23 protein-coding genes and 1 tRNA gene are annotated in these 21,447 nt (G+C 61.9%); 17 read left to right on the top strand and 7 right to left on the bottom strand.

Translation table 11 applies throughout. The features are described from left to right. The first annotated feature begins 23 nt into the window (after positions 1-23). A complete protein-coding gene (locus K3752_RS10600; protein ID WP_260063209.1) occupies positions 24-977 on the top strand; it encodes a cation diffusion facilitator family transporter in 954 nt (317 codons plus the stop codon). A gap of 314 nt (positions 978-1,291) precedes the next feature. On the opposite strand, the gene lipB is transcribed toward K3752_RS10600, so the two are convergent. Together lipB and K3752_RS10590 are read right to left on the bottom strand one after the other, a co-directional pair. Further along, on the bottom strand, positions 1,292-1,948 hold the full coding sequence (gene lipB / locus K3752_RS10595) for a lipoyl(octanoyl) transferase LipB (protein ID WP_093962478.1): 657 nt from the start codon (positions 1,946-1,948) through the stop codon (positions 1,292-1,294). Between the two features lie 39 nt (positions 1,949-1,987). Continuing rightward, positions 1,988-2,647, bottom strand: coding sequence for a DsbA family oxidoreductase (locus tag K3752_RS10590; protein WP_222457192.1), 660 nt, complete (start codon positions 2,645-2,647; stop codon positions 1,988-1,990). A gap of 142 nt (positions 2,648-2,789) precedes the next feature. Between K3752_RS10590 and K3752_RS10585 the strand changes: the two genes are divergently transcribed. From K3752_RS10585 to K3752_RS10540, 10 genes are all read left to right on the top strand, one after another. Next, positions 2,790-2,876: transfer RNA gene (locus tag K3752_RS10585), tRNA-Leu, on the top strand. Positions 2,877-3,015: 139 nt separating this feature from the next. Next, positions 3,016-3,861 carry a helix-turn-helix domain-containing protein gene (locus K3752_RS10580; RefSeq protein WP_260063208.1) on the top strand — a complete coding sequence of 282 codons (846 nt, stop codon included), beginning with the start codon at positions 3,016-3,018 and terminating at the stop codon, positions 3,859-3,861. Further along, positions 3,858-4,856 carry an ArsJ-associated glyceraldehyde-3-phosphate dehydrogenase gene (locus K3752_RS10575; RefSeq protein WP_260063207.1) on the top strand — a complete coding sequence of 333 codons (999 nt, stop codon included), beginning with the start codon at positions 3,858-3,860 and terminating at the stop codon, positions 4,854-4,856. The genes K3752_RS10580 and K3752_RS10575 overlap by 4 nt, the downstream gene beginning before the upstream one ends. 38 nt (positions 4,857-4,894) lie before the next feature. Beyond that, positions 4,895-6,130, top strand: coding sequence for an organoarsenical effux MFS transporter ArsJ (gene arsJ, locus K3752_RS10570; protein WP_409233617.1), 1,236 nt, complete (start codon positions 4,895-4,897; stop codon positions 6,128-6,130). Continuing rightward, complete coding sequence (gene arsB, locus K3752_RS10565; RefSeq protein ID WP_260063205.1) at positions 6,127-7,170, top strand: ACR3 family arsenite efflux transporter; 1,044 nt, start codon at positions 6,127-6,129, stop codon at positions 7,168-7,170. Before arsJ ends, arsB begins: the two co-directional genes overlap by 4 nt. Before the next feature lie 183 nt (positions 7,171-7,353). Beyond that, a complete protein-coding gene (gene dusA, locus K3752_RS10560; RefSeq protein ID WP_260066296.1) occupies positions 7,354-8,316 on the top strand; it encodes a tRNA dihydrouridine(20/20a) synthase DusA in 963 nt (320 codons plus the stop codon). A gap of 33 nt (positions 8,317-8,349) precedes the next feature. After that, positions 8,350-9,174, top strand: coding sequence for a sulfite exporter TauE/SafE family protein (locus K3752_RS10555; RefSeq protein ID WP_170337959.1), 825 nt, complete (start codon positions 8,350-8,352; stop codon positions 9,172-9,174). Between the two features lie 59 nt (positions 9,175-9,233). Further along, positions 9,234-9,953: a hypothetical protein gene (locus K3752_RS10550; protein WP_260063204.1), complete on the top strand. Its 720-nt coding sequence runs from the start codon at positions 9,234-9,236 to the stop codon at positions 9,951-9,953. Positions 9,954-9,986: 33 nt separating this feature from the next. Further along, complete coding sequence (locus tag K3752_RS10545; RefSeq protein WP_260063203.1) at positions 9,987-10,715, top strand: STAS/SEC14 domain-containing protein; 729 nt, start codon at positions 9,987-9,989, stop codon at positions 10,713-10,715. A gap of 351 nt (positions 10,716-11,066) precedes the next feature. Next, positions 11,067-11,285, top strand: a complete 219-nt coding sequence (locus tag K3752_RS10540; protein ID WP_170390454.1) for a hypothetical protein — start codon at positions 11,067-11,069, stop codon at positions 11,283-11,285. A 3-nt stretch (positions 11,286-11,288) separates the two neighbouring features. On the opposite strand, the gene K3752_RS10535 is transcribed toward K3752_RS10540, so the two are convergent. From K3752_RS10535 to ccmI, 3 genes are read right to left on the bottom strand one after another with little or no spacing between them, the layout of a single operon-like run. Then, positions 11,289-11,522 carry a DUF1289 domain-containing protein gene (locus K3752_RS10535; protein ID WP_170337967.1) on the bottom strand — a complete coding sequence of 78 codons (234 nt, stop codon included), beginning with the start codon at positions 11,520-11,522 and terminating at the stop codon, positions 11,289-11,291. 18 nt (positions 11,523-11,540) lie between these two features. Then, a complete protein-coding gene (gene ruvX, locus K3752_RS10530) occupies positions 11,541-12,005 on the bottom strand; it encodes a Holliday junction resolvase RuvX (RefSeq protein ID WP_093962467.1) in 465 nt (154 codons plus the stop codon). Next, complete coding sequence (gene ccmI, locus K3752_RS10525) at positions 12,002-13,231, bottom strand: c-type cytochrome biogenesis protein CcmI (protein ID WP_260063202.1); 1,230 nt, start codon at positions 13,229-13,231, stop codon at positions 12,002-12,004. The genes ruvX and ccmI overlap by 4 nt, the downstream gene beginning before the upstream one ends. A gap of 175 nt (positions 13,232-13,406) precedes the next feature. Here ccmI and K3752_RS10520 point away from each other — a divergent pair, with 175 nt between their 5' ends. From K3752_RS10520 to K3752_RS10500, 5 genes are all read left to right on the top strand, one after another. Continuing rightward, positions 13,407-14,651 carry a sarcosine oxidase subunit beta family protein gene (locus K3752_RS10520; protein ID WP_093962465.1) on the top strand — a complete coding sequence of 415 codons (1,245 nt, stop codon included), beginning with the start codon at positions 13,407-13,409 and terminating at the stop codon, positions 14,649-14,651. Continuing rightward, positions 14,651-15,448: an FkbM family methyltransferase gene (locus K3752_RS10515; RefSeq protein ID WP_093962464.1), complete on the top strand. Its 798-nt coding sequence runs from the start codon at positions 14,651-14,653 to the stop codon at positions 15,446-15,448. The genes K3752_RS10520 and K3752_RS10515 overlap by 1 nt, the downstream gene beginning before the upstream one ends. 19 nt (positions 15,449-15,467) lie before the next feature. After that, positions 15,468-15,797: a sarcosine oxidase subunit delta gene (locus K3752_RS10510; RefSeq protein WP_093962463.1), complete on the top strand. Its 330-nt coding sequence runs from the start codon at positions 15,468-15,470 to the stop codon at positions 15,795-15,797. 67 nt (positions 15,798-15,864) lie between these two features. Beyond that, entirely contained in the window at positions 15,865-18,879 is a 3,015-nt protein-coding gene (locus tag K3752_RS10505; protein ID WP_260063201.1) for a sarcosine oxidase subunit alpha family protein, read from the top strand. After that, the gene (locus K3752_RS10500; RefSeq protein WP_260063200.1) at positions 18,872-19,438 is read left to right on the top strand and encodes a sarcosine oxidase subunit gamma; all 567 of its coding nucleotides are present in this window, start codon (positions 18,872-18,874) and stop codon (positions 19,436-19,438) included. Before K3752_RS10505 ends, K3752_RS10500 begins: the two co-directional genes overlap by 8 nt. Before the next feature lie 52 nt (positions 19,439-19,490). Here the strand turns inward: K3752_RS10500 and K3752_RS10495 are convergent, their stop codons facing one another. Then, a complete protein-coding gene (locus K3752_RS10495; RefSeq protein WP_260063199.1) occupies positions 19,491-19,820 on the bottom strand; it encodes a hypothetical protein in 330 nt (109 codons plus the stop codon). A gap of 165 nt (positions 19,821-19,985) precedes the next feature. Continuing rightward, the gene (locus K3752_RS10490) at positions 19,986-20,747 is read right to left on the bottom strand and encodes an FkbM family methyltransferase (protein WP_260063198.1); all 762 of its coding nucleotides are present in this window, start codon (positions 20,745-20,747) and stop codon (positions 19,986-19,988) included. Positions 20,748-20,844: 97 nt separating this feature from the next. Here K3752_RS10490 and K3752_RS10485 point away from each other — a divergent pair, with 97 nt between their 5' ends. Then, positions 20,845-21,444 (top strand): superoxide dismutase, encoded by a 600-nt coding sequence (locus tag K3752_RS10485; protein WP_093962459.1) that lies wholly within the window; start codon positions 20,845-20,847, stop codon positions 21,442-21,444. Positions 21,445-21,447: the final 3 nt, after the last annotated feature.

Below are 21,447 nucleotides of genomic sequence, written 5' to 3'. Positions count from 1 at the left end.
GACCCAGACAAGGACACGACATCATGGCGCATGATCATTCCCACGCCGGACACAAAAACCACGCCCAAATCGACGCCGATGCCGGAGACGCGCGGGTGGCATGGGCCATCGCGGTCAACATGTTTCTGACGCTGGCACAGGTGGTCGGCGGAATCTTTTCGGGGTCGCTGGCGCTCATCGCTGACGCGCTGCACAATTTTTCCGACGCGATTGCACTGATCATCGCGTTCTTTGCCCGCAAGATTGCCCGGCGCCCAGCCGACCCGCGCATGAGCTTCGGATACGGTCGGGCCGAAGTGGTCGCGGCGCTGGTCAACTATACCACACTGATCGTCATCGCTGTGTACCTGATGTACGAAGGGGTGACCCGGTTCTTTCAGCCCGAGCCGATTGACGGCTGGCTTGTGGTCTGGATAGCCATGCTGGCGTTGGTGGTGGATCTGATCACCGCGCTTCTGACTTATAGCATGGCCAAAACCAGCATGAATATCCGCGCGGCTTTTCTGCACAATGTTGCTGACGCGCTGGGATCGGTTGCAGTGATCGTGGCCGGGGTGGCTGTGATCCTGTTCAACTGGACCTGGGTCGATCCGGCCGTCACCATTCTGATCTCGATGTACATCCTCTGGCATGTCCAAAGCGAGATCGGAGAAACGATCCGTGTTCTCATGCTTGGCGCGCCGCCCGATCTGGACCCCGAGGAGGTCGCCTCGGCCATTGAGGCAATGGACGGCGTGCGCGAGGTTCACCATGTCCACTTGTGGAGCATGCAGGAAAACCAGCCCGCTCTTACCGCGCATCTGGTGGTCGAAGACTCCGCCTGGTCGCAGGCTGAAGAGGTGCGCGGTCTGGTGAAACAAACTATGCGCGACAGTTTTGGGATCGGCCACCTGACGCTTGAGGTGGAAATGGCCGCTCGGTCCTGCCCAAAGACCATGCGGTTCGGCCATGCCGCGGACCAATCAGGCGAAAACTGAGGCCCCAAAAACGAGAATTGCCGTTCCGATATGGGGTCGGAACGGCAGACTCGTAACCAAACACTTGATCGATTTTCGCGGGCTGGCCGCGATCACCGGTTAACATACCACTCACTCTTGAACGGTATATTCATGATACCTCAAACTGCGGCTGTTGTGTGGAAGGAAGAAGGAGATTCCCTAAATTTTAAGGCAATTCGCGGCAATCTTCGGAAATTTGCGACCATATTGAGAAACAGAAGAACCCTGCATCGAGGATTGTCGTTCCGCGGGGTCAGATTCTGCGATTCGAGACCATGGTCGATGCGAGGGGGTCAGGCCGCCTCGGGGCCGAAAGCCTCAGTAAAGGTTTTGCGCAGAGCCACATCGACATCGGCCATTGTCACCGGCAATCCCAGATCCACCAACGAAGTCACGCCGAACTCCCGGATGCCGCAGGGAACGATGCCCGAAAAATGCTCCAGGTCCGGTTCCACGTTTATCGAGATACCGTGGAAGCTGATCCATTTCCGCAAGCGGATGCCGATCGCAGCGATTTTGTCCTCGGCTGGTTCGCCGCTGACGGTCAGCGGCTTGTCCTTGCGCGGCACCCACACACCGACACGGCCTTCGCGGATTTCTCCGTGGACGTTGAACTCGGCCAGTGCCGAGATCACCCAGGTTTCCAGCTGTTTGACAAAGCGGCGGACATCATGGCCGCGCTTTCCGACATCCAGCATGACATAGACGACCCGCTGGCCAGGTCCGTGATAGGTGTATTCGCCCCCGCGCTTGCTGGCATAGACCGGGAATCGATCCGGGTCGGTCAGGTCTTGGGGTTTGGCTGATGTTCCGGCCGTATAGAGCGGCGGATGCTCCAAGAACCAGATGCACTCGTCCGCGGTTCCGGCCGCAATCTCGGCCACCCGCGCCTCCATGAAGGCGACGGCGGTGTCATAGTCGGTCAGTCCGTCGGTGATCTTCCATTCCATGCGCGCCTCATAGCCGTCCTGCTGTCCAAGCGAAAGAGGTTAGGCGGCCTCGGCCCGGCATCGCTGCAGGACCTGAGCGTAGGTCTCGTTGCCCTGCGCACCCGTCAGCAGGTACTTGCCGCCAAAAACCATTGCCGGAACTCCGGTGATGCCTCGGCTGGTCCAGAATTGTTGCTTTTGCCGTACCGGGCCTGCATGCGCGCCCGATTCCAACGCCGCGCGGGCGGCGTCTGGGTCGAGCCCGGCGGTCTGAGCGGCATCCAGCAATACCTCAATTTTCGAAACATCCCGCTGATCTGTGAAATAGGCCTTGAACAACGCCAGCTTCAGCGGGTGTTGCCTGCCATGCGTTTCGGCCCAGTCCAGAAGTTGATGCGCAGCAAAGGTGTTCACGATCCGGCTGTCATCATTGAAATTGAACGTGAAACCCAAATCTGCACCCAACGCGGTCAACCGGTCTCGGGCCTGCTGGCTCTGCTCGGCGGTCGAGCCGTACTTTTCCATGATGTGCTCTCGCAGGTTCTGGCCATCTGGCCCCATTGCGGGGTTCAACTCGAACGGGTGCCACCGGAGCTGCGCCAGCACGTTCTCCTGCTCCAGCGCCAGATCAAGCTGGCGAAACCCGACGATGCACCACGGGCATACGACATCGGATACGATGTCGACTTGGATGACGGGGCGGGGATCGGGTGTGGTCATCGGATGCTCCTGCTGCGATGTGGCATCGGGTTTCATGACCCCACAGATATGGTTGCGGGCCGGGAATTCCAATGCGGTTGCTTTTGCCTCTTCACATCCTTTTGCCAAGCGTCTATACGCCGCCTACCAAGTCACAGGCAGTGCGGCCGTGGCGGAATTGGTAGACGCGCAGCGTTGAGGTCGCTGTGGGGTAACACCCGTGGAAGTTCGAGTCTTCTCGGCCGCACCATTTTCTTCAATATCAATTCACCCGTCGTTCCGTTTTGGGCGAGGGGCATCTTTGTGGCCAATCGTAAAATCTTGCCTGCGGTTTAAACGCGCCAAAAACGGGCACTTGATTTCGTCTGTAATTCGAATATCCATGAATTATGGAAAAAGTGATTCCCGACCGCCTGTCCACCTTGGGTCATCCGGCTCGGTTGGCCGTTTTCCGGCTGTTGATGCGCCGGTATCCCGATCGCATACCCGCGACCGAGATTGCCATGGCGTTGGACCTCAAGCCGAATACGCTGTCCAACTACGTAAACGCGCTGATGCAGGCCGACCTTGTGACGCAGGAAAGGGTCGGGACGTCCTTGCGCTACTCGGTGGATATGGACGCCGTGCGGCAGACGTTCGATTACCTTCTGCTGGATTGCTGCCGTGGGCGTCCGGAACTCTGCGCGCCCAGTCCACTCAACGGCGTTGACGCGCATGCGGCCAAGGCCCCGCGTACCTACAACGTATTGTTCATATGCACCGGGAATTCCGCGCGTTCGATTTTCGCCGAGGCCCTGTTGAAGCAGCTTGGCGGCGACCGGTTCAACGTGTTTTCCGCCGGTACACGTCCGCAGTCCCAGTTGAACCCAGCGGCGCTTGAGGTGCTGCGGCAGAATGGGCACGACATCTCGGACCTGCGCGCCAAGAATGTAGGCGAGTTCCAGGCCCCGGGCGCGCCGAAGTTCGATTTCGTGTTCACCGTATGCAATCAGGCTGCGAACGAAGATTGCCCCGCTTGGCCCGGGCAGCCGGTCAGCGCGCATTGGGGTATGCCCGATCCGGTGAAGGCCGAGGGGACAGAGGCCCAAAAAAGCCTTGCCTTCCAGCAGGCCTATGGCGCGCTGCGCAACCGGATCCTGACCTTTTCGTCGCTGCCGTTCGAAACCCTTGACCGTATGTCCCTTCAGAAGGCCGTTGATGACATCGGCCAGATCCATACCGGAGAAACCGCATGACCGTTTATGCTCTCAACGGCCTTGGCCGCATCGGCAAGCTGGCCTTGAAACCCCTGCTTGAGAAAGGGGCGCAGATCGCCTGGATCAATGATGCGGTGGGGGACCCCGCGATGCACGCGCATCTTCTGGAGTTCGACACCGTGCATGGCCGCTGGGCCGCCGACTTCAGTCATGACGAAAACTCGGTCACCATCGACGGCGTTCGGTTGCCCTTTGTCGGAACCCGCAACCTGTCGGATCTGCCGCTTGAGGGCGTCGACGTCGTCATCGACTGCACCGGGGTCTTCAAGACCGAGGCAAAGCTGGCCCCTTACTTTGACGCCGGTGTGAAGAAGGTGGTGGTCTCGGCTCCGGTAAAGGATGGTGATGCGGCCAATATCGTCTTTGGCGTGAACGAAGGCACTTATGACCCGGCGCGCCACCGCATCGTGACCGCGGCCAGCTGCACCACGAACTGCCTGGCCCCGGTGGTCAAGGTCATCCACGAGAGCCTGGGCATCCGGCACGGCTCGATCACCACGATTCATGACGTGACCAATACGCAGACGATCGTGGACCGTCCGGCCAAGGACCTGCGCCGTGCCCGGTCGGCGCTGAATTCGCTGATCCCCACGACCACTGGCAGTGCCACGGCGATCACCATGATCTATCCCGAACTGACGGGGCGGTTGAACGGGCATGCGGTGCGGGTGCCGCTGCTGAATGCCTCGCTGACCGATTGCGTGTTCGAGGTGGAACGCGAAACCACCGCCGAAGAGGTGAACGCCCTGTTCAAGGACGCGGCCGAGGGGCCTCTGGCCGGCATTTTGGGTTATGAGGAGCGTCCTCTGGTCTCGACCGACTATACCAATGACACCCGGTCCAGCATCGTGGATGCACCGTCGACCATGGTGGTGAATGCAACCCAGGTAAAGGTCTATGCCTGGTACGACAACGAGATGGGCTATGCGCACCGTCTGGTGGATGTCGCGATGATGGTCGGGGCATCGCTTTGACCCGCGCTTCCCAACGTCCCGACGGGCTGTCGGCCTATATGGCCGTCACGGCTGCCTATTGGGCCTTCATGCTGACCGACGGCGCCCTGCGGCTGCTGGTGCTGCTGCATTTTCACACGCTGGGCTTTTCGCCGGTTCAGCTGGCCTATCTGTTCGTGCTGTACGAGATCGCCGGGATGGCCACCAACTTGGCCGCCGGGTGGATCGCCGCGCGGTTCGGTCTGACCGCGACCCTGTACGCGGGGCTGACGATACAGGTGCTGGCATTGCTGGCGCTAGCGCAGTTGGATCCGGGCTGGACCATCGGTATGTCCGTCGCCTTCGTGATGGTCGTGCAGGGTGCCAGCGGCGTGGCCAAGGACCTGACCAAGATGTCGTCGAAATCGGCGGTCAAGCTGTTGGCCCCCACCGAAGGTGGCGGGTTGTTCCGCTGGGTCGCGGTGCTGACCGGGTCGAAGAACGCGGTCAAAGGGGTGGGCTTCCTGCTGGGAGCGGCCTTGTTGGCAGGGTTCGGCTTCACGGGTGCCGTGGTGGGCATGGCGGGGGTGTTGTTCCTGATCCTGGTGGCGGTGCTGCTGGCGATGCCGCCGGGGCTGCCCAAGGGCCGCAAGGGCGCTAAATTTTCCGAGGTCTTTTCGAAATCGGCCAATGTGAACTGGCTGTCCGCGGCGCGGGTCTTCCTGTTCGGGGCGCGCGACGTCTGGTTCGTCGTCGGCATCCCGATCTATTTCTACGCCGTGCTGTCGGATGGCAGCGAAGCCGGCAACCGCTCGGCCTTTTTTCTGATCGGCGAGTTCATGGCCTTGTGGATCATTCTGTACGGCATTGTTCAGGCTGCCGCCCCGCGTCTGCTGCGGGCAGGGGCGCGGGATGAGGCCGATCTGGTCGCAGCAGCGCGCAGCTGGGCCTGGGGGCTGGCCTGCGCGCCGGCCGTCCTGACGGTGGCTGCGCTGATGTCCTCTGGGCCCGCGCCGTGGCTGACGCTGACGCTGGTGGGTGGCCTGCTGGCCTTTGGCGCGGTCTTTGCGGTGAATTCCTCGCTGCATTCCTATCTGATCCTGGCCTTCACCCGGGCCGAGCGGGTGACGATGGATGTGGGTTTCTACTACATGGCCAATGCGGGCGGGCGGCTGTTGGGTACGCTGCTGTCCGGCCTGACTTATCAATGGGGCGGGTTGCCCTTGATGCTCGGGACGGCGGCCGCCATGGTCGCGCTTTCCGCCTTGGCTGCGGGGCGCTTGCAGCCCCACACAACTTCGGAGATCTCTGCATGAGCGTATTTGAACGGTATCTGTCCCTGTGGATCGCGCTGGCCATGGTCGCCGGGATCGCCATCGGCTCGTTCGCGCCGGGTTTGGTCCAGGCCATCGCCGCGGCCGAGGTGGCCAATGTCAACCTGGTGGTGGCGGTGCTGATCTGGGCCATGGTCTATCCGATGATGGTGGGGGTCGACCCAAGCAGCCTGCGCGACGTGGTGAAACAGCCCAAGGGGCTGGCGATCTCCCTGGTGGTCAACTGGCTGATCAAGCCCTTCACCATGGCCGCGCTGGGCGTGCTGTTCTTCGAATACGTCTTCGCCGACCTGATCGCGCCCGCCGATGCCCAGCAATATATCGCGGGGCTGATCCTGCTGGGTGCGGCGCCCTGCACGGCAATGGTGTTCGTCTGGTCGCATCTGACCAAGGGGGACGAGAACTATACCCTGCTGCAGGTGTCGGTGAATGACATCGTGATGGTCTTTGCTTTCGCCCCGATCGTGGCCTTCCTGCTGGGTGTGACCGACATTTCGGTTCCGTGGCAGACGCTGGTCCTGTCGGTTGTTCTGTTCGTGGCGCTGCCCCTGGCGGTAGGTGTCTGGACGCGCAACCGGCTGGGCTCGGCCGAGCGGATCGAGGCGTTCCGCGACCGGGTCAAACCATGGGGCGTTGTCGGCCTGATCGCGACCGTCGTCATCCTGTTCGGCCTGCAGGGGCAAGTGATCTTGGACCGCCCGATGGTTATCGCGCTGATCGCCGTGCCCATCCTGATCCAGTCCTACGGGATCTTTGCGGTGGCTTATGCGGCGGCTTTTGCCCTGCGCGTGCCGCACCGGATTGCGGCGCCCTGCGCACTGATCGGCACGTCCAACTTCTTTGAACTGGCGGTGGCCGTCGCCATCAGCCTGTTCGGCCTGAATTCGGGTGCGGCTCTGGCCACGGTGGTGGGTGTTTTGGTCGAGGTGCCGGTGATGCTGTCGCTGGTGGCTTTCGCCAACCGGACGCGCGGCAGTTTTGCCGAGCGCTCCGAACAATCTCCAACGGACGTCCGGGCCTAGCAATCCGACGGTGGAAATCTGGCGTCAAACAGTGGTAGACGCCTAGCGCGGACCCGGCTTGGCCGGGCGCCGCACTTTTGTCTGGGCCACAAAAAGGAACGTGCACTGATGGCTGGGTTTCAATCTCGGGCACATGCTGATCGCAGCGAAGTCAGTCGCGCTGCGCGCTTGTCGGTTGCGCCGATGATGGATTGGACCGATCGGCACTGTCGGTATCTGCACCGTTTGCTCAGTGCTGAAACGCTTTTGTACACGGAAATGGTGACGGCCCCTGCTCTGGTACGGGGTGGAGCGCTGCATCTTCTGGACCATAGCCCCGAGGAACATTCCGTCGCTCTGCAATTGGGCGGATCTGACCCGCAGGAGCTGGCTCAGGCGGCCGCATTGGGGGCTGAGGCCGGATATGACGAGATCAACCTGAACTGCGGCTGCCCGTCGGATCGGGTTCAATCAGGAACGTTTGGAGCCGTCTTGATGAAAGAGGCGGGCCGGGTCGCCGATTGCGTGGCCTCCATGCGGGAAGTTGTTGATGTCGATGTCACGGTCAAATGTCGGATCGGCGTGGATGACCAAAACCCCGAGGACGTATTGCCCGACTTTCTGGATCGGATTCGCGCTGCCGGCTGTCGGCGCGTGACGATCCACGCCCGCAAGGCTTGGCTTCAGGGGCTTAGCCCGAAAGAAAATAGGGACATACCGCCGCTGGACTACGATCTGGTTCACCGGATGAAAGCCGGTTTTCCGGATCTCCACATCTCGATCAACGGAGGCATCACGACACTGGCCGAAGCCCAGGTGCATCTGGACGCCGGACTGGACGGAGTGATGATCGGCCGGGCTGCTTATCATCAGCCGACCGATATTCTGGCCGATGCCGACCCGCTGATCTACGGGTCGGGGCAAAAGGCGGATCCGGTTGAAGTCGTGATGAAAATGCTGCCCTATATCGATCGGCATCTTGCCGGCGGGGGGCGGTTGCACCAGATCACCCGACATATGCTGGGATTGTTCGCAGGACGCCCGGGCGCTCGTGGTTGGAGGCGTGCTTTGTCCGAAGGCGCGGTCAAAGACCATGCCGGACCCGACGTGGTTCTGGGCGCGCTGTCCCGCGTGGCACCGGATGCCGAGGCGGCGCAAGTATTTTAAGACGGCCCACGGGCCGGGGACCAAGGGGGACGGATGCCCGATACGATGTTGCTGGCCCAGATGCTGGGCCTTTTGCTTGTGATCGGCGCGCTCGCCGGTGTTTTGGCTGGCCTTTTGGGAGTAGGTGGCGGGATCGTTCTGGTGCCGGCCTTCTTCTACGCGTTTCAAACGCTGGGATATGGTGGCCCGCAGCTGATGCAGCTGTGTCTTGCGACGTCACTTGCCACGATCATCGTGACTTCGGTTCGTTCGGTGCTGAGTCACAACAAGAAAGGCGCCGTCGATTGGGATATTCTGCGCGGTTGGGGTCCGGGTATCGCTGTCGGTGCGATTGTTGGCGTACTGGTCGCCTCGGCCCTGCGCACGGAAGCGTTGCAGGCGCTGTTCGGTATCCTTGGAATGGTGATTGGCGCCTATCTGGGACTTGGCAAGTCCGAATGGCGATTGGGTGATGCCATGCCCGGCGGGCTGAAGCGGTTGGTGATTTCGCCTTTGGTCGGGTTTCTGTCGGTGCTGATGGGAATTGGCGGCGGCAGCTTTGGGGTGCCCCTGATGAGCCTCTACAACACACCGATCCATCGGGCCGTTGCGACGGCCGCGGGCTTTGGCGTGATCATCGCCGTACCCTCGGTACTGGGCTTTCTGTTTCTGCCGATCGCAGCTGAACACCGTCCGCCGCTGACCATCGGCGCCGTCAATCTTGTGGCCTTTGGTGTGGTTGTTGCGATGACGATGATCACCGCGCCCTGGGGGGTGAAACTGGCCCATGCGATGGACCCCAAGCCGCTCAAACGGGTGTTTGCCGTTTTCCTCACGCTGGTGGCCCTGAATATGCTGCGCAAGGCAGTGGGGTGGTAAGGCCTTTTTGGTCACGGGGGTGGGAAGTATTCCCCTACGACCAGCCCATAGCAGACTGGGTGGCCCACGCCCTACCACTGGCGCAGCAGGCCGCCAGTGACCCAGCCCACCGGCAGTGGTTGGATTGCGAAGGCACCTGGTTCATCGGCGTCGATGCTCTGCCCAATGACGGGGCAGGGCGTGTCGGGGCCTCAGCCCCGTTGAGCGGGCAGGCTGTCGCGTTTCTGGTTGAACACTATGAATCGATCAAATTGCACAAGGGGCAGGTCTCGGTCGTCTATCCCGGCTATCCGCGCCCGCGCAGGGGCGAGAACGAGGCGGCGGCCCGATACCGGGCCAAGCGCGACGCGGCGCATGTGGATGGTCTGAAACCCGGCGGCCCGGACCGTCGGCGCAAGATCGACGAAACTCACGCATGGGTCCTGGGTATTCCTCTGACACAGGCGAGCGCAGATGCCGCGCCTCTGGTCGTTTGGGATGGCAGCCACAAGATCATGGGCGCGGCTTTCAAGGCTGCGTTGGCCGGTGTTCCGCGCACCCGGTGGGCGCAGACCGATATCACCGAGGCCTATCAGGCCGCTCGTCGCGAAGTGTTCGAAACCTGCCCGCGTATCGAAGTTTCGGCTTCGCCCGGCGAAACCTACGTGTTGCATCGCCATTGTCTGCATGGGGTCGCGCCTTGGGGGGCGGGGGCAACGGCGGGGCCGGACGGACGGATGATTGCCTATTTCCGGCCCGAGCTGCCGGGCGGTGTGGCCGAATGGATCGAATCCCCGTAACCTTCTGCCATTCTTTGGCTTTGGAGGCTTAAAATGATTACGGTCCACAAGAATTCCGACGGTGCATTGATCGAAATCGAATTGTCCGGCGAAGTAACAAGCGCCGATTACACAAACACTCTGGTTCCCGCAATCGAGGCTGCGCTGGCGGAACATGACGCCGTCCGCCTGCTGGTTATCGTCGGCCCCGAGTTCAAAGGCTACGATTTGGGCGCTGCTTGGGAAGATACCAAGCTGGGCCTAAGTCATTGGCGCGGGTTCGATCGCGCCGCGGTCGTCGCAGACAAGGGCTGGGTCCAGACCAGCGTGCGTCTGGCTGCGCCGCTGATGCCCTGTCCGGTGCAGGTGTTCGAGCTGGCCGAGCTGGAAGAAGCGCGCCGCTGGATCCGTGAATCTCTGGGCGCGATCCACATTGTGGATTTGGGCGGGCCATGCGTGCAGGTCAGCCTGATGGGTAAGCTGGACCCCGAGGAATACGAAAAGGCCGAAGCCGATTTGGATGCCAACCTCGGCGACCGGGATGCGTTCCGGTTGCTGATCGATCTGAGGGAATTCGATGGCTGGCAAGGGCTGACCGCTCTGGCCGCGCATTTCCGTCTGGCCCGCGGTCACGTGGGAATGCTGGATCGGGCAGCCATCGTCGGCGACAAGGCATGGCAGAACATCGCGCAGCGCGTGGGTGGTCACATTCTGGGTACACGGACCCAGTTTTTCCCGTCCGAAGAGATTGAAAACGCCAAGGCGTGGCTGGCTGCCGGATGACGATGGCGCGCGGCCCGAAGGAATGGGCCGCGCTGCGCGCCCAGGGCCAAATTCTGGATTGACACCTGACGCTGTCGCGGGCCGGTCCAACTTGTTACGTTACGTCCTTTTCGCCCAACCGCGGGGCGCGAAGGCATTGTAACTGTTGAGTCTCTCCGGATGATTTGTCTAATTGGTAAAAAAATTGAAGCGCGACGGCAGGTTTTCCCCCTTTCTCAAAAGCCTGACTCCGGTATGCGCAAATCGTCGCTGCGGGCCGCCACTCACTCACGCATAGTCATACGGCTCGATCCCCCTTTCCCGAGCTCTCGACCGGCCCGCAGCGACGCAGATTTATTCAGGAAGGCTCGTATGCGGCTGATCAAGTTTTTGAAAAGAAAATCCATGACCAGCGCGGCTGTCGAAGTTGATTTCCAGGAATCCACTCTTCGGCGCGCGCAGACCAGCAAGTCGGAAATCACACGTTTGTTCCGCAGTGAATTGAAGGCCGGGCAACGATCCGGTGTGAAGACATGCGCAGACACAGCGAAAGATGAAGAAGACGGTCGGAAGACCGACAAAGCCCTTTGATTGTCAGGATTTGTCCAGACGGGCCGCGCGACCACCCCGTCTCTTGGCCAAGCGAGGCTTGCGGGCAGGCAGGTCATTCATGATTTCGGCGCGTTCCGAGCTGTCCATTTTCGACCAGCGCGTGATTTCGTCGATGGTGCGATAGCAGCCGGTGCAGATACGCTCGGTCGGATGCACGACGCAGATCTGGACACAGGGGCTTTCGACCTCGTTCCTTTTCCAAATCATGTTCGTCATCGCCGGTCTCCGGGCTCGTTAAAGAAAGCGCAGCCTGTCCAGCGCTCCTTGCAGGATATAACCCGCCGCGACGTGGTCGATAACCTGTCCGCGACGTTTTCGTGTCGTATCCGCCTCTAAAAGTGCCTTTTCTGCCGCAACTGTGCTCAGACGCTCGTCCCAGAACCCGATCGGGATGTCGGTCAGTTGGGACAGGTTGCGGGCAAACGCGCGGGTTGATTGGCACCTTGGACCCTCGGATCCGTCCATATTCATGGGCAGGCCTAGAACGATCCCTCCGATCTCGCGGTCGGCAGCGATTTCCAGAAGGCGGGCAGAGTCCAGCTTGAATTTCTTGCGGCGCACGGTCTCAAGTGGGCTGGCCACACCGCGCATGCGGTCGGAAACAGCCACGCCGATCGTCTTTTCGCCCAGATCCAGTCCCATCAACGCCTGCATCGGGGGCAGTGCGGCTGCGAAATCCTCGAACACGTCCTGGATCATTGCGACAGGCCGGCCTGCTGCGCGGCCGAGTTGATCAGTTCAAGCGCGGCAGGGTCTTCGGCAAACTTGGTCGCGGCTTCATCGCGGATCGCAGCGGCCTGCTCGGTTTCTCCCAGCACCCCCAACGCCGAGATCAATCGGGCCCATTCCTGCGGAGAACCACCTTCGGTCGCCAGCCGGTCCGACAATCCGTCAACCATGCCGCGGATCATCTCTTGACGCTCCTCGGGCGTCATTTCCGCCGCGGCTTCCATATCCGACTGGCTGGGCCCCGGACCTGACGGAGCAGCTGCCATTTCGGGCGCGTTGAAGACGCCGGCGCGCCAGGCAAGTTCGTCGATCTGGGCGCGAATGGCGTTGGCCCAAGGCGCCCCCGGCGGCGAAGTGCGCAGCGTGTCCATCCAGACGCGATAGGCCTGGTCCGGCCGTCCGATCTGCAGCAGCATCTGTCCCCAGTAATAGCGCGCCGGTCCCGATTGCGGGTCGCGTTCCAGTGCCTGGCGCAAGGCCGCTTCGGCTTCGGGCGAGACATAGCCCCCTGCCGCCAGGATCAGCATTTCTGCAAAGTTCGAATAGGCGTCCGCCGGGGCCTCATCCCCCATCAACTCGATTGCACGGCGTTGGGCTGCATAACCGGCCTGAAAATTGCCCGCGTTGGTTTCGTGCTGCGCCAATAGAATGTGACCCTGAAGATCGTCCGGTCGGTCGGCCACGGTCGTGCGCAGCTGGTTCAGAAGGTTGGCATAGCTGTCTTCAAGCTGAGGCGCTTCGACGGGCGGGGCCATCTGCTCGGCCTCTTCCTGGCCGGGTCTGTTCTCACGCAGTTCGGCGGCCATCTCCATGCGCGCTGAAAGCGGCTGATCAGGGTATCCGGCAGCGCCCAGTTGGCGGTACAAAGCAAACGCTCCGCCGATCAGAACCAGGGCAACGAACCCGATGGCGGCCAACCGAACAGTGGTCGACGGCCCGGTCGTCGCGTCACCGGTACGGATTTGCGCGTCGGCGGCCAGGATACGGCGCGAAATCTCGGTTCGAACCCGCTCGGCGTCGGCTTTGGCGATCACTCCGCGGGCCAGATCGCGATCAACGCTGGCCAGCTGTTCCTTGTAGACCCGCAAATCGTAGGCCGCCGGATGTTCCTGTCGCCGGCGGGTTCGGGTCAGGCCAAAGGCCAGGAATGCGGTGATCGACAGCGCAAAGAGCAGAAGCAGAACCCAGAATGTCATGATCTCTCCGGAATTGTTGCCCTCACTTAGACCTGCGCGCGCCCGGAAAAAAGGGACAAATGGCCGCGAATGGCCTACATGTCGCAATAGTGCGATATTGCGGCGCTGTACGGCAGGGGTAATCTGTCGCCGCACGGCATATCTTCGGCCAATCACGAACCGGACGGATTCGCTCATGAAACACTATTCAGCCTTTGCCGTAGCGCGAGAGGCGCTGCGCTATCACACCGGATGGGAGCGCGCCTGGCGTTCGCCAGAACCCAAGAAACGGTATGACGTGATCATCGTCGGTGCCGGCGGGCACGGTTTGGCGACGGCGTATTATCTGGGCAAGAACTACGGTATCCAGAACGTCGCAGTGATCGAAAAGGGCTGGCTGGGCGGCGGCAATACCGGGCGGAACACGACCATCATCCGCTCGAACTATCTCCAGGACCCGTCGGCGGCGATCTACGAAAAATCGCGCAGCTTGTACGAGGATCTGAGCCAAGATCTGAACTACAACGTGATGTTCAGCCCGCGCGGCGTGATGATGCTGGCGCAAACCCAGCACGAGGTCCGCGGCTATCAGCGTACGGCGCATGCCAACGCGCTGCAGGGGGTCAAGACCGAATGGATCGAGCCCGAGCGCGTAAAGCAGCTGGTCCCGATCATCAACATCGACGGCCCGCGCTATCCGGTCCTTGGCGCGCTGTGGCAAGAGCGCGGCGGCACCGCACGCCACGATGCGGTTGCTTGGGGCTATGCGCGCGCCTGTTCGAATATGGGTATGGACATCATCCAGCAGTGTGAGGTTACGGGCGTCCGGTCTGAAAACGGTCGCGTCACAGGGGTCGAGACGACCAAGGGCGCCATCGAGTGCGACAAGCTGGGCATCGTGGTCGCGGGCCATTCGGGCCAACTGGCCGAGATGGCGGGCTTCCGCCTTCCGGTCGAGGCGCTGGCCCTGCAGGCGCTGGTGTCCGAGCCGATCAAACCCTGCATGGATGTGGTGGTGATGGCCAACACCGTGCATGGTTACATGTCGCAATCCGACAAGGGCGAGATGGTGATCGGCGGCGGCACCGACGGGTTCAACAACTACACCCAGCGCGGCAGTTTCCACCATATCGAGGAAACCGTCCGGGCCCTGGTCGAGACCTTTCCGATGATCTCGCGGCTCAAGATGCTGCGGCAGTGGGGCGGGATCGTCGACATGACCGGCGACCGGTCGCCCATCCTGTCCAAGACGCCGCTGGGCGGTTGCTTCATCAACTGCGGTTGGGGCACCGGCGGGTTCAAGGCCATCCCCGGTTCGGGCTGGGGCATGGCGCAGCTGATGGCCACCGGGCATTCCCCGCTGACCGAGGCGTTCTCGCTGGACCGGTTCAAAGAGGGCCGCTTCATCGACGAAAGCGTCGCCGCCGGGGTCGCGCATTGATGGACATCCAATCCCTTCCCACGGCGATACCCGACCGACCGCGCCGCAGCCGGCTTGCGCTGCTGGACTTTCTGCTGGCGTGTTTCGACGCGCAGTCCGACAGCGTTCAGGTGGTGCAGGTCGGGGCCAATGACGGCAAGCTGGATGATCCCATATTGCCGTACTGGTCGAAACCGCATTGGAAAGGTGTCCTGATCGAGCCGCATCCGCTGTATTTTTCGGCGCTTGCGTCGCTGCATGCGGCCAACCCGAACGTGACGCTGGTCAATGCCGCCGTCTCGCAGGTTGCGGGCAGCATGACGCTTTATCACCTCGACGACACCTATTCCGGCGCCTATCCGGGCTGGCTGCGCGGCTGCGCGTCGCTGGACCGTGGCCGGATGGTGGCCGCAATCGACCGCGCCAACCGCAAGACGGGGGCGAACGTACCCCATTCGGCCGTGGCCGAGACAACCGTCGCCGCGCGGCGGCTGGACGAGATTTTGACCGAAACGGGTGTTTCCGCCGCCGATATCCTGGTGATCGACGTCGAAGGGCACGAACGCTCTGTCCTCGACAGCTTTGATCCCGCACGCCTGGAGCTGTCGTTGGCCATCGTTGAATGCAACGCAGGCGACCCGGCCGAACAGGATGGGATCGTCTCGGACCTGAGCGCGGCCGGTCTGGTCCCCTATCGGCTGGCCAACGACATCGTCGCTCTGCGCCCGGGCCGCGTGACCATCCCGATCGAGGCGATGTTCCACTTCAACAACCTTGTTCCGCTGACCGTCCAAGAAACGGTCGAGCCGAATCCATGACCAAAGGTGTTTTGACCCGATGCTGATCCTGAGTTGCCCCTATTGCGGCGTCGACGCCGAAGAGACCGAACTGACTGCCGGCGGCGAAGCGCATATGAAACGCTTCGGTCCCGGCTCGTCGGACGAAGAGTTCCATGACTATCTGTTCATGCGCGAAAACCCCAAGGGCGTGCACTTCGAACGCTGGCGGCACAGCAACGGCTGCGGCAAGTGGTTTCATGCCGCGCGGTGCACCGCGACGCTTGAGGTGTTCGGCACCTATTCGGCCCAGGTCACCGAGCCGCCAAAGGAAATCCGCGATGCGATTTCGGCCAAACGGCCGGGTTGGACGTGGAGAGAGTTCTCCTGATGCTTCGTCTTTTTAAGAACACATCTGCCGGAGGCCCTGACGCCTCCACTTGCGAAAGGTCCGCAAAATGAGCACCCGTCTCGCAAATCAAGGTCGCCTGATCGACAGGTCGAAACCGGTCACGTTTTCATTCAACGGTACCTCTATGCAGGGCTATCAGGGCGACACGCTGGCCTCAGCCCTGCTGGCTAACGACCAGATGATGGTCGGCCGGTCCTTCAAATACCACCGTCCGCGCGGCGTCGTCGCCAGCGGTTCCGAGGAGCCCAACGCGCTGGTCGGTCTAGGGCAGGGCAACCGGTTCGAGCCGAACCAGCGCGCCACCACGACCGAGCTGTTCAACGGCCTGACCGCGATCTCGCAAAACCACTGGCCCAGCCTGGAGTATGACATCGGCGCGGTGAACACGGCGCTGGCACGGTTCCTGCCGGCGGGGTTCTACTACAAGACGTTCATCCACCCCAAACCGTTCTGGAAACATGTGTACGAGCCGTTCATCCGCCAGTCCGCCGGTCTGGGCAAGGCGCCCGATAAGGACAGCCGCGACGCGGATACCTATGAACACTTCTATGCCTTCACCGACATATTGGTGATCGGCGGCGGTGTTGCGGGCCTGCAGGCGGCCAAAGCCGCCGCGCAATCGGGCGCCAAGGTCATGCTGATCGAGCAGACCGCCTATTGGGGGGGGCGCGCGCCTGTCGACGGCGGCACCGTCAACGACGAGCCTGTGGATAAGTTCGTGGAACAATTGGTTTCCGAACTCGAAACAATGGACAACGTCACCATGCGGTCGCGCTGCATGGGGGCTGGGGTCTATGATCACGGTTACGTGCTGGGATACGAGCGTCTGAACGACCACAAACCGGGCACCCAGGGCCCGCGCCACCGCCTTTGGCGCATACGCGCCAAACAGGTCGTTACGGCGACCGGCGCGATCGAGCGCCCGCTGTCCTTTGCCGGCAATGACGTGCCGGGGGTGATGCTGGCCTCGGCCATGCGCGACTATGTCGTGAACTGGGGCGTGACCCCGGGCGAGCGCGTGATCGTCGCTACCAACAATGACGACGCCTATCGCACTGCGATCATCCTGAAGCAGGCGGGCGTGGATGTGTTGCGCGTCGTCGATGCCCGTCCCTCGGCCGGGCCGCTGGCGGACGAGGCGCGCAGCCTCGGCATCCGGGTCGATCCCGGCAAGGCCATCGCCAAGGTCAAGGGCGGCAAACGGGTCAAGAAGGTCGCGATCTGCAACCAGGAAGGCATCGGTGGCGCTCGGGAAGAGGTCGAATGCGATGCGGTTGCCATGTCGGGCGGCTGGTCTCCGGTGGTGCACCTGTGGTCCCATTGCGGTGGCAGGCTGATCTGGAACGAAGCCAACGCCCATTTCCGCCCCGATCCTGACCGTCCGCCGCTGGGCGCGAATGGCGCAGGCTTTGTTGTGGCCGCGGGCTCGGCAAGCGGGCCGCTGGCGCTGGGCGAGGTGCTGGCCGATGCCCACGCCGCGGGTAAGGCCGCGGCCAAGGCAGCCGGCTTCAAGCCGAAGAACACCAAGGCACCGCAGGGCGAGGCCGAGACCGAAGCGCCCATGCAGGCCGTTTGGCTGATGCCCGCCAAGGCCGAGGTGCAGCTGCGCATGAAGTCGTGGCTGGACTTCCAGAACGACGTGAAGGTCTCGGATGTGCAATTGGCCGCGCGCGAAGGCTATGAAAGCGTCGAGCACACCAAGCGTTATACCACGCTGGGCATGGCGACGGATCAAGGTAAGCTGAGCAATATCAACGGTCTGGCGATCCTTGCTGATGCGCTGGAGTCGGAGATTCCCAAGGTCGGCACCACCACTTTCCGCCCGCCTTATACGCCCATCTCGATGGGAGCCATTGCGGGCGAGGCGCGCGGCGAGGTGTTCCAGCCGATCCGCCGCACGCCCATGCATGACTGGCATGACCGGAATGGTGCCGATTGGGAGCCGGTGGGCCACTGGCGTCGCCCTTACGCCTATGTCCGAGCCGGGGAATCCGTGCATGACGCGGTGAACCGCGAGGTCAAGAATACCCGTGAAAACCTCGGGCTGTTGGATGCCTCGACGCTGGGCAAGCTGATCGTCAAGGGCCCGGACGCCGGCAAGTTTCTGGACATGATGTACACCAACATGATGTCCACGCTGAAGGTCGGCAAATGCCGCTATGGCCTGATGTGCTCGGAAAACGGCTTCCTGATCGACGACGGCGTCGTGGCCCGCATCGACGAGGACACCTGGCTGTGCCACACCACCACCGGCGGGGCTGAGCGCATCCATGCCCACATGGAGGAATGGCTGCAGACCGAGTGGTGGGACTGGAAGGTCTATGTCGCCAACGTGACCGAGCAATACGCCCAGGTCGCCGTGGTGGGCCCCAACGCCCGAAAGGTGCTGGAGAAGCTGGGCGGCATGGATGTCAGCCGCGAGGCGCTGCCGTTCATGGAGTGGCGCGACGGCCAGATCGGCGGCTTTGATTGCCGGGCCTACCGCATCTCGTTCTCGGGCGAGCTGTCCTATGAAATCGCGGTGCCCGCCAGCCAGGGTCAGGCTTTCTGGGATGCCCTGATGGAGGCCGGGGAAGAGTTCGGCGTGATGCCTTATGGCACGGAATGTCTGCACATTCTGCGGGCGGAAAAGGGTTTCATCATGATCGGGGACGAGACCGACGGCACCGTGATCCCGCAGGATCTGGGGCTGCACTGGGCGATCTCGAAGAAGAAAGAGGATTTCCTGGGCAAGCGGGCGCAGGAACGCTCTCACATGACCGACCCGGACCGCTGGAAACTGGTGGGTCTGGAAACTGTGGATGGATCGGTTCTGCCCGACGGCGCATATGCGGTGGGCGAGGGCGTGAATGCCAACGGCCAGCGCAACGTGATCGGGCGCGTGACCTCGACCTATTACTCGGCCAATTTGGGCCGGGGCATCGCCATGGGGCTGGTCAAGAACGGGCCGAACCGCATGGGAGAGGTGATCGAATTCCCGGGCACCGACGACAAAATCTACAAGGCCAAGATCGTGGACCCGGTGTTCTACGACAAGGACGGGGAGAAGCAGAATGTCTGAACCCATCAGCGCACTGAACCACGCAAGCTTTGACGGCATCGCCTGGATCGAGGAATGCGGCCTGCAGGGGATGATCACCCTGCGCGGCGATCTGTCCGACAAGCTGGTGATCAAGGCGGTCAAGGACGCCACCGGCCAGAAGATGCCCGGCCAGCGCGAGGCTTTCGTCGATGGCGAGACCGGCGTCTGCTGGATGTCGCCGGACGAGCTGCTGGTGCTGGTTCCTTACGCCGAGGTCGAGGCCAAACTGGCCGCCATGCAGGGCGCGCTGAGCGGCGTTCACGCGCTGGCGGTCAACGTCTCGGACGCGCGGGCGGTGTTCCGGGTCTCGGGATCGACCGCGCGTGAGGTGCTGGGCAAGGTTGCGCCCGTCGATTTCTCGTCCGATGCGTTCCAGCCCGGCCAGATCCGGCGCACGCGCCTGGCGCAGGTTGCGGGGGCGTTCTGGATGGACGACGCGGAATCCTTTCGCGTGGTGTGCTTCCGATCGGTAGCGGATTACGTGTTCAAGCTGTTGAAGGTTGCGGCGCAGCCCGGCAGCGAGGTCGGATTCTACTGAACCCGACCCCACCTTGGCAGAAAGAACAAGCCCCGGACATCACCGGGGCTTTTCATTTTTTGACGGCCTCGCATCTGCCGGTTCCGTAGGGTTTGTTCGATGCCCCTACATTCACGAAACTGCCGCTCACCTTCAGCCCACCGTCTGTTGCAAGATTCGCCTGATAGCGCATGCGAATGGCCTGACCTTCGGTGCTTTTGAGCGTCACGTTCCAGATCATCCGATAGCCCTTGGCCCCACGATCCCGAAGCTGCGCGTTGGTCCAGTCATGGTAGTTGCTGGCGGCTTGGGCCGTGCCGGCCTCGGGGTCGATTTGAAAGGCATATTCGGGTGCAACCCAGCCGTGGCTATCCTTTTTCGTGATCGTGCACTTGTAAGCCATGGGGGATGCGGCAGCCGCCTGTGCTGTCAGGACCGCAGCGAGAAACGGAATAAGTCGCAAGTCAATTTTCCTGTAATTTCAATGATCAATACAGGAAAATGAACACCGCGTCGTCGGGTGTTCAAGGGCAAACTCTCGTTTGGATAGAGTTTCCTTTACGGAACTCTATTCCGTGAACAGGACGCTGCGGTACTGGGTCAAAGCGCACGGGCTCAGCAAGCCCTCGGCCGAGATTGGGCGCCCGGCTTCATCGTACATGTTCGAGTAGAAAGACAACGTCGCAAGCAGGGCTTCGACCCGTTCGGCGCGGTTGTTTTCGTCCAGTAGGGGCGCGTGCAGCGACAGATACAGGGCTGGCTTCTGCTCCTGCAGCCAGTCGGCGAGCGTCGGCAGAACCGCAAACTCCGCCCCTTCGATGTCCATTTTGACCAGCGAAATGCCTGTCAGGTCCGTCGCTTTAGCGAACTGGTGCCACCCGATGGTCAGGGCATCGGTGCCATGCGCGCCGTCATGCAGCAGCGAACTGGTCGAGTCGCCGCGCTCGCCCCTGACTGAAGCCATGCGGGCCACGCCGAACCGGTCGGACAAAGCCACGCCAAAGGCCGAGACGTTGCAGATGTCGTTCAGGTCGAGGTTCCAAGCCAGATGGCGAAAGGCGGTGGGGTCGGGTTCGAAACACCAGACATGCCGGGCCTTGCGCGCGCCATAGAGAACCGTCGGCCCGATCCAGGCGCCGATGTCCAGATAGTCGCGGTCGGGCGACAGGTGCTGGTCCAGCACCGCGAAAGTCTCGGGCTCCCACGCGCCGCTTGAGGCCTTGCGCCAGAATTTCGAATGGTAGGGGTCCAGCCGGAACACCTCGCCATTCAGATTGCCTGCATAATGACCGCGGGCACGGTAGAACATCTTGCGCGCCTGCGTCAGCATCGCGGACCTCCGGGTTTTCTGCGCTCGGGCCTTGACCTGCGGCGGTTGCCAAAGCATTTAACCTTGGGAACGCAACACAAATTTACAGGGGGCCGAGATGGCTTTTGAACTTCCTGATCTTCCTTATGCACATGACGCGCTGGCAGCCAAGGGCATGTCGGCGGAAACGCTGGAATATCACCATGATCTGCACCACAAGGCCTATGTCGACAACGGCAACAAGCTGATCGCCGGGACCGAGTGGGACGGCAAGTCGCTGGAAGAGATCATCGTCGGCACCTACGACAAGTCGGCCGTCGCACAGAACGGGATCTTTAACAACATCAGCCAGCTTTGGAACCACAACCAGTTTTGGGAAATGATGGGTCCGGGCGAGTCGAAGATGCCGGGCGAGCTGGAAAAGGCGTTGGTTGAAAGTTTCGGTTCGGTCGAGGAATTCAAATCGCAGTTCAGCGCGGCGGGAGCCGGTCAGTTCGGTTCGGGCTGGGCGTGGCTGGTCAAGAATGCCGACGGCTCGCTGGCGGTTACCAAAACCGAAAACGGTGTGAACCCGCTGTGCTTCGGCCAGACGGCGCTTCTGGGTTGCGACGTGTGGGAGCACTCCTACTACATCGACTTCCGCAACAAGCGTCCGGCTTACCTCTCGAACTTCCTCGACAACCTGGTGAACTGGGAAAACGTTGCATCGCGGATGTAACTC

Source organism: Ruegeria sp. B32 (genome assembly GCF_025141855.1).
GTDB classification, from domain to species: Bacteria; Pseudomonadota; Alphaproteobacteria; order Rhodobacterales; family Rhodobacteraceae; genus Ruegeria; species Ruegeria arenilitoris.
Note: the sequence above shows the minus strand (reverse complement) of the source record. Positions and strands in the feature narration are given on the sequence as shown.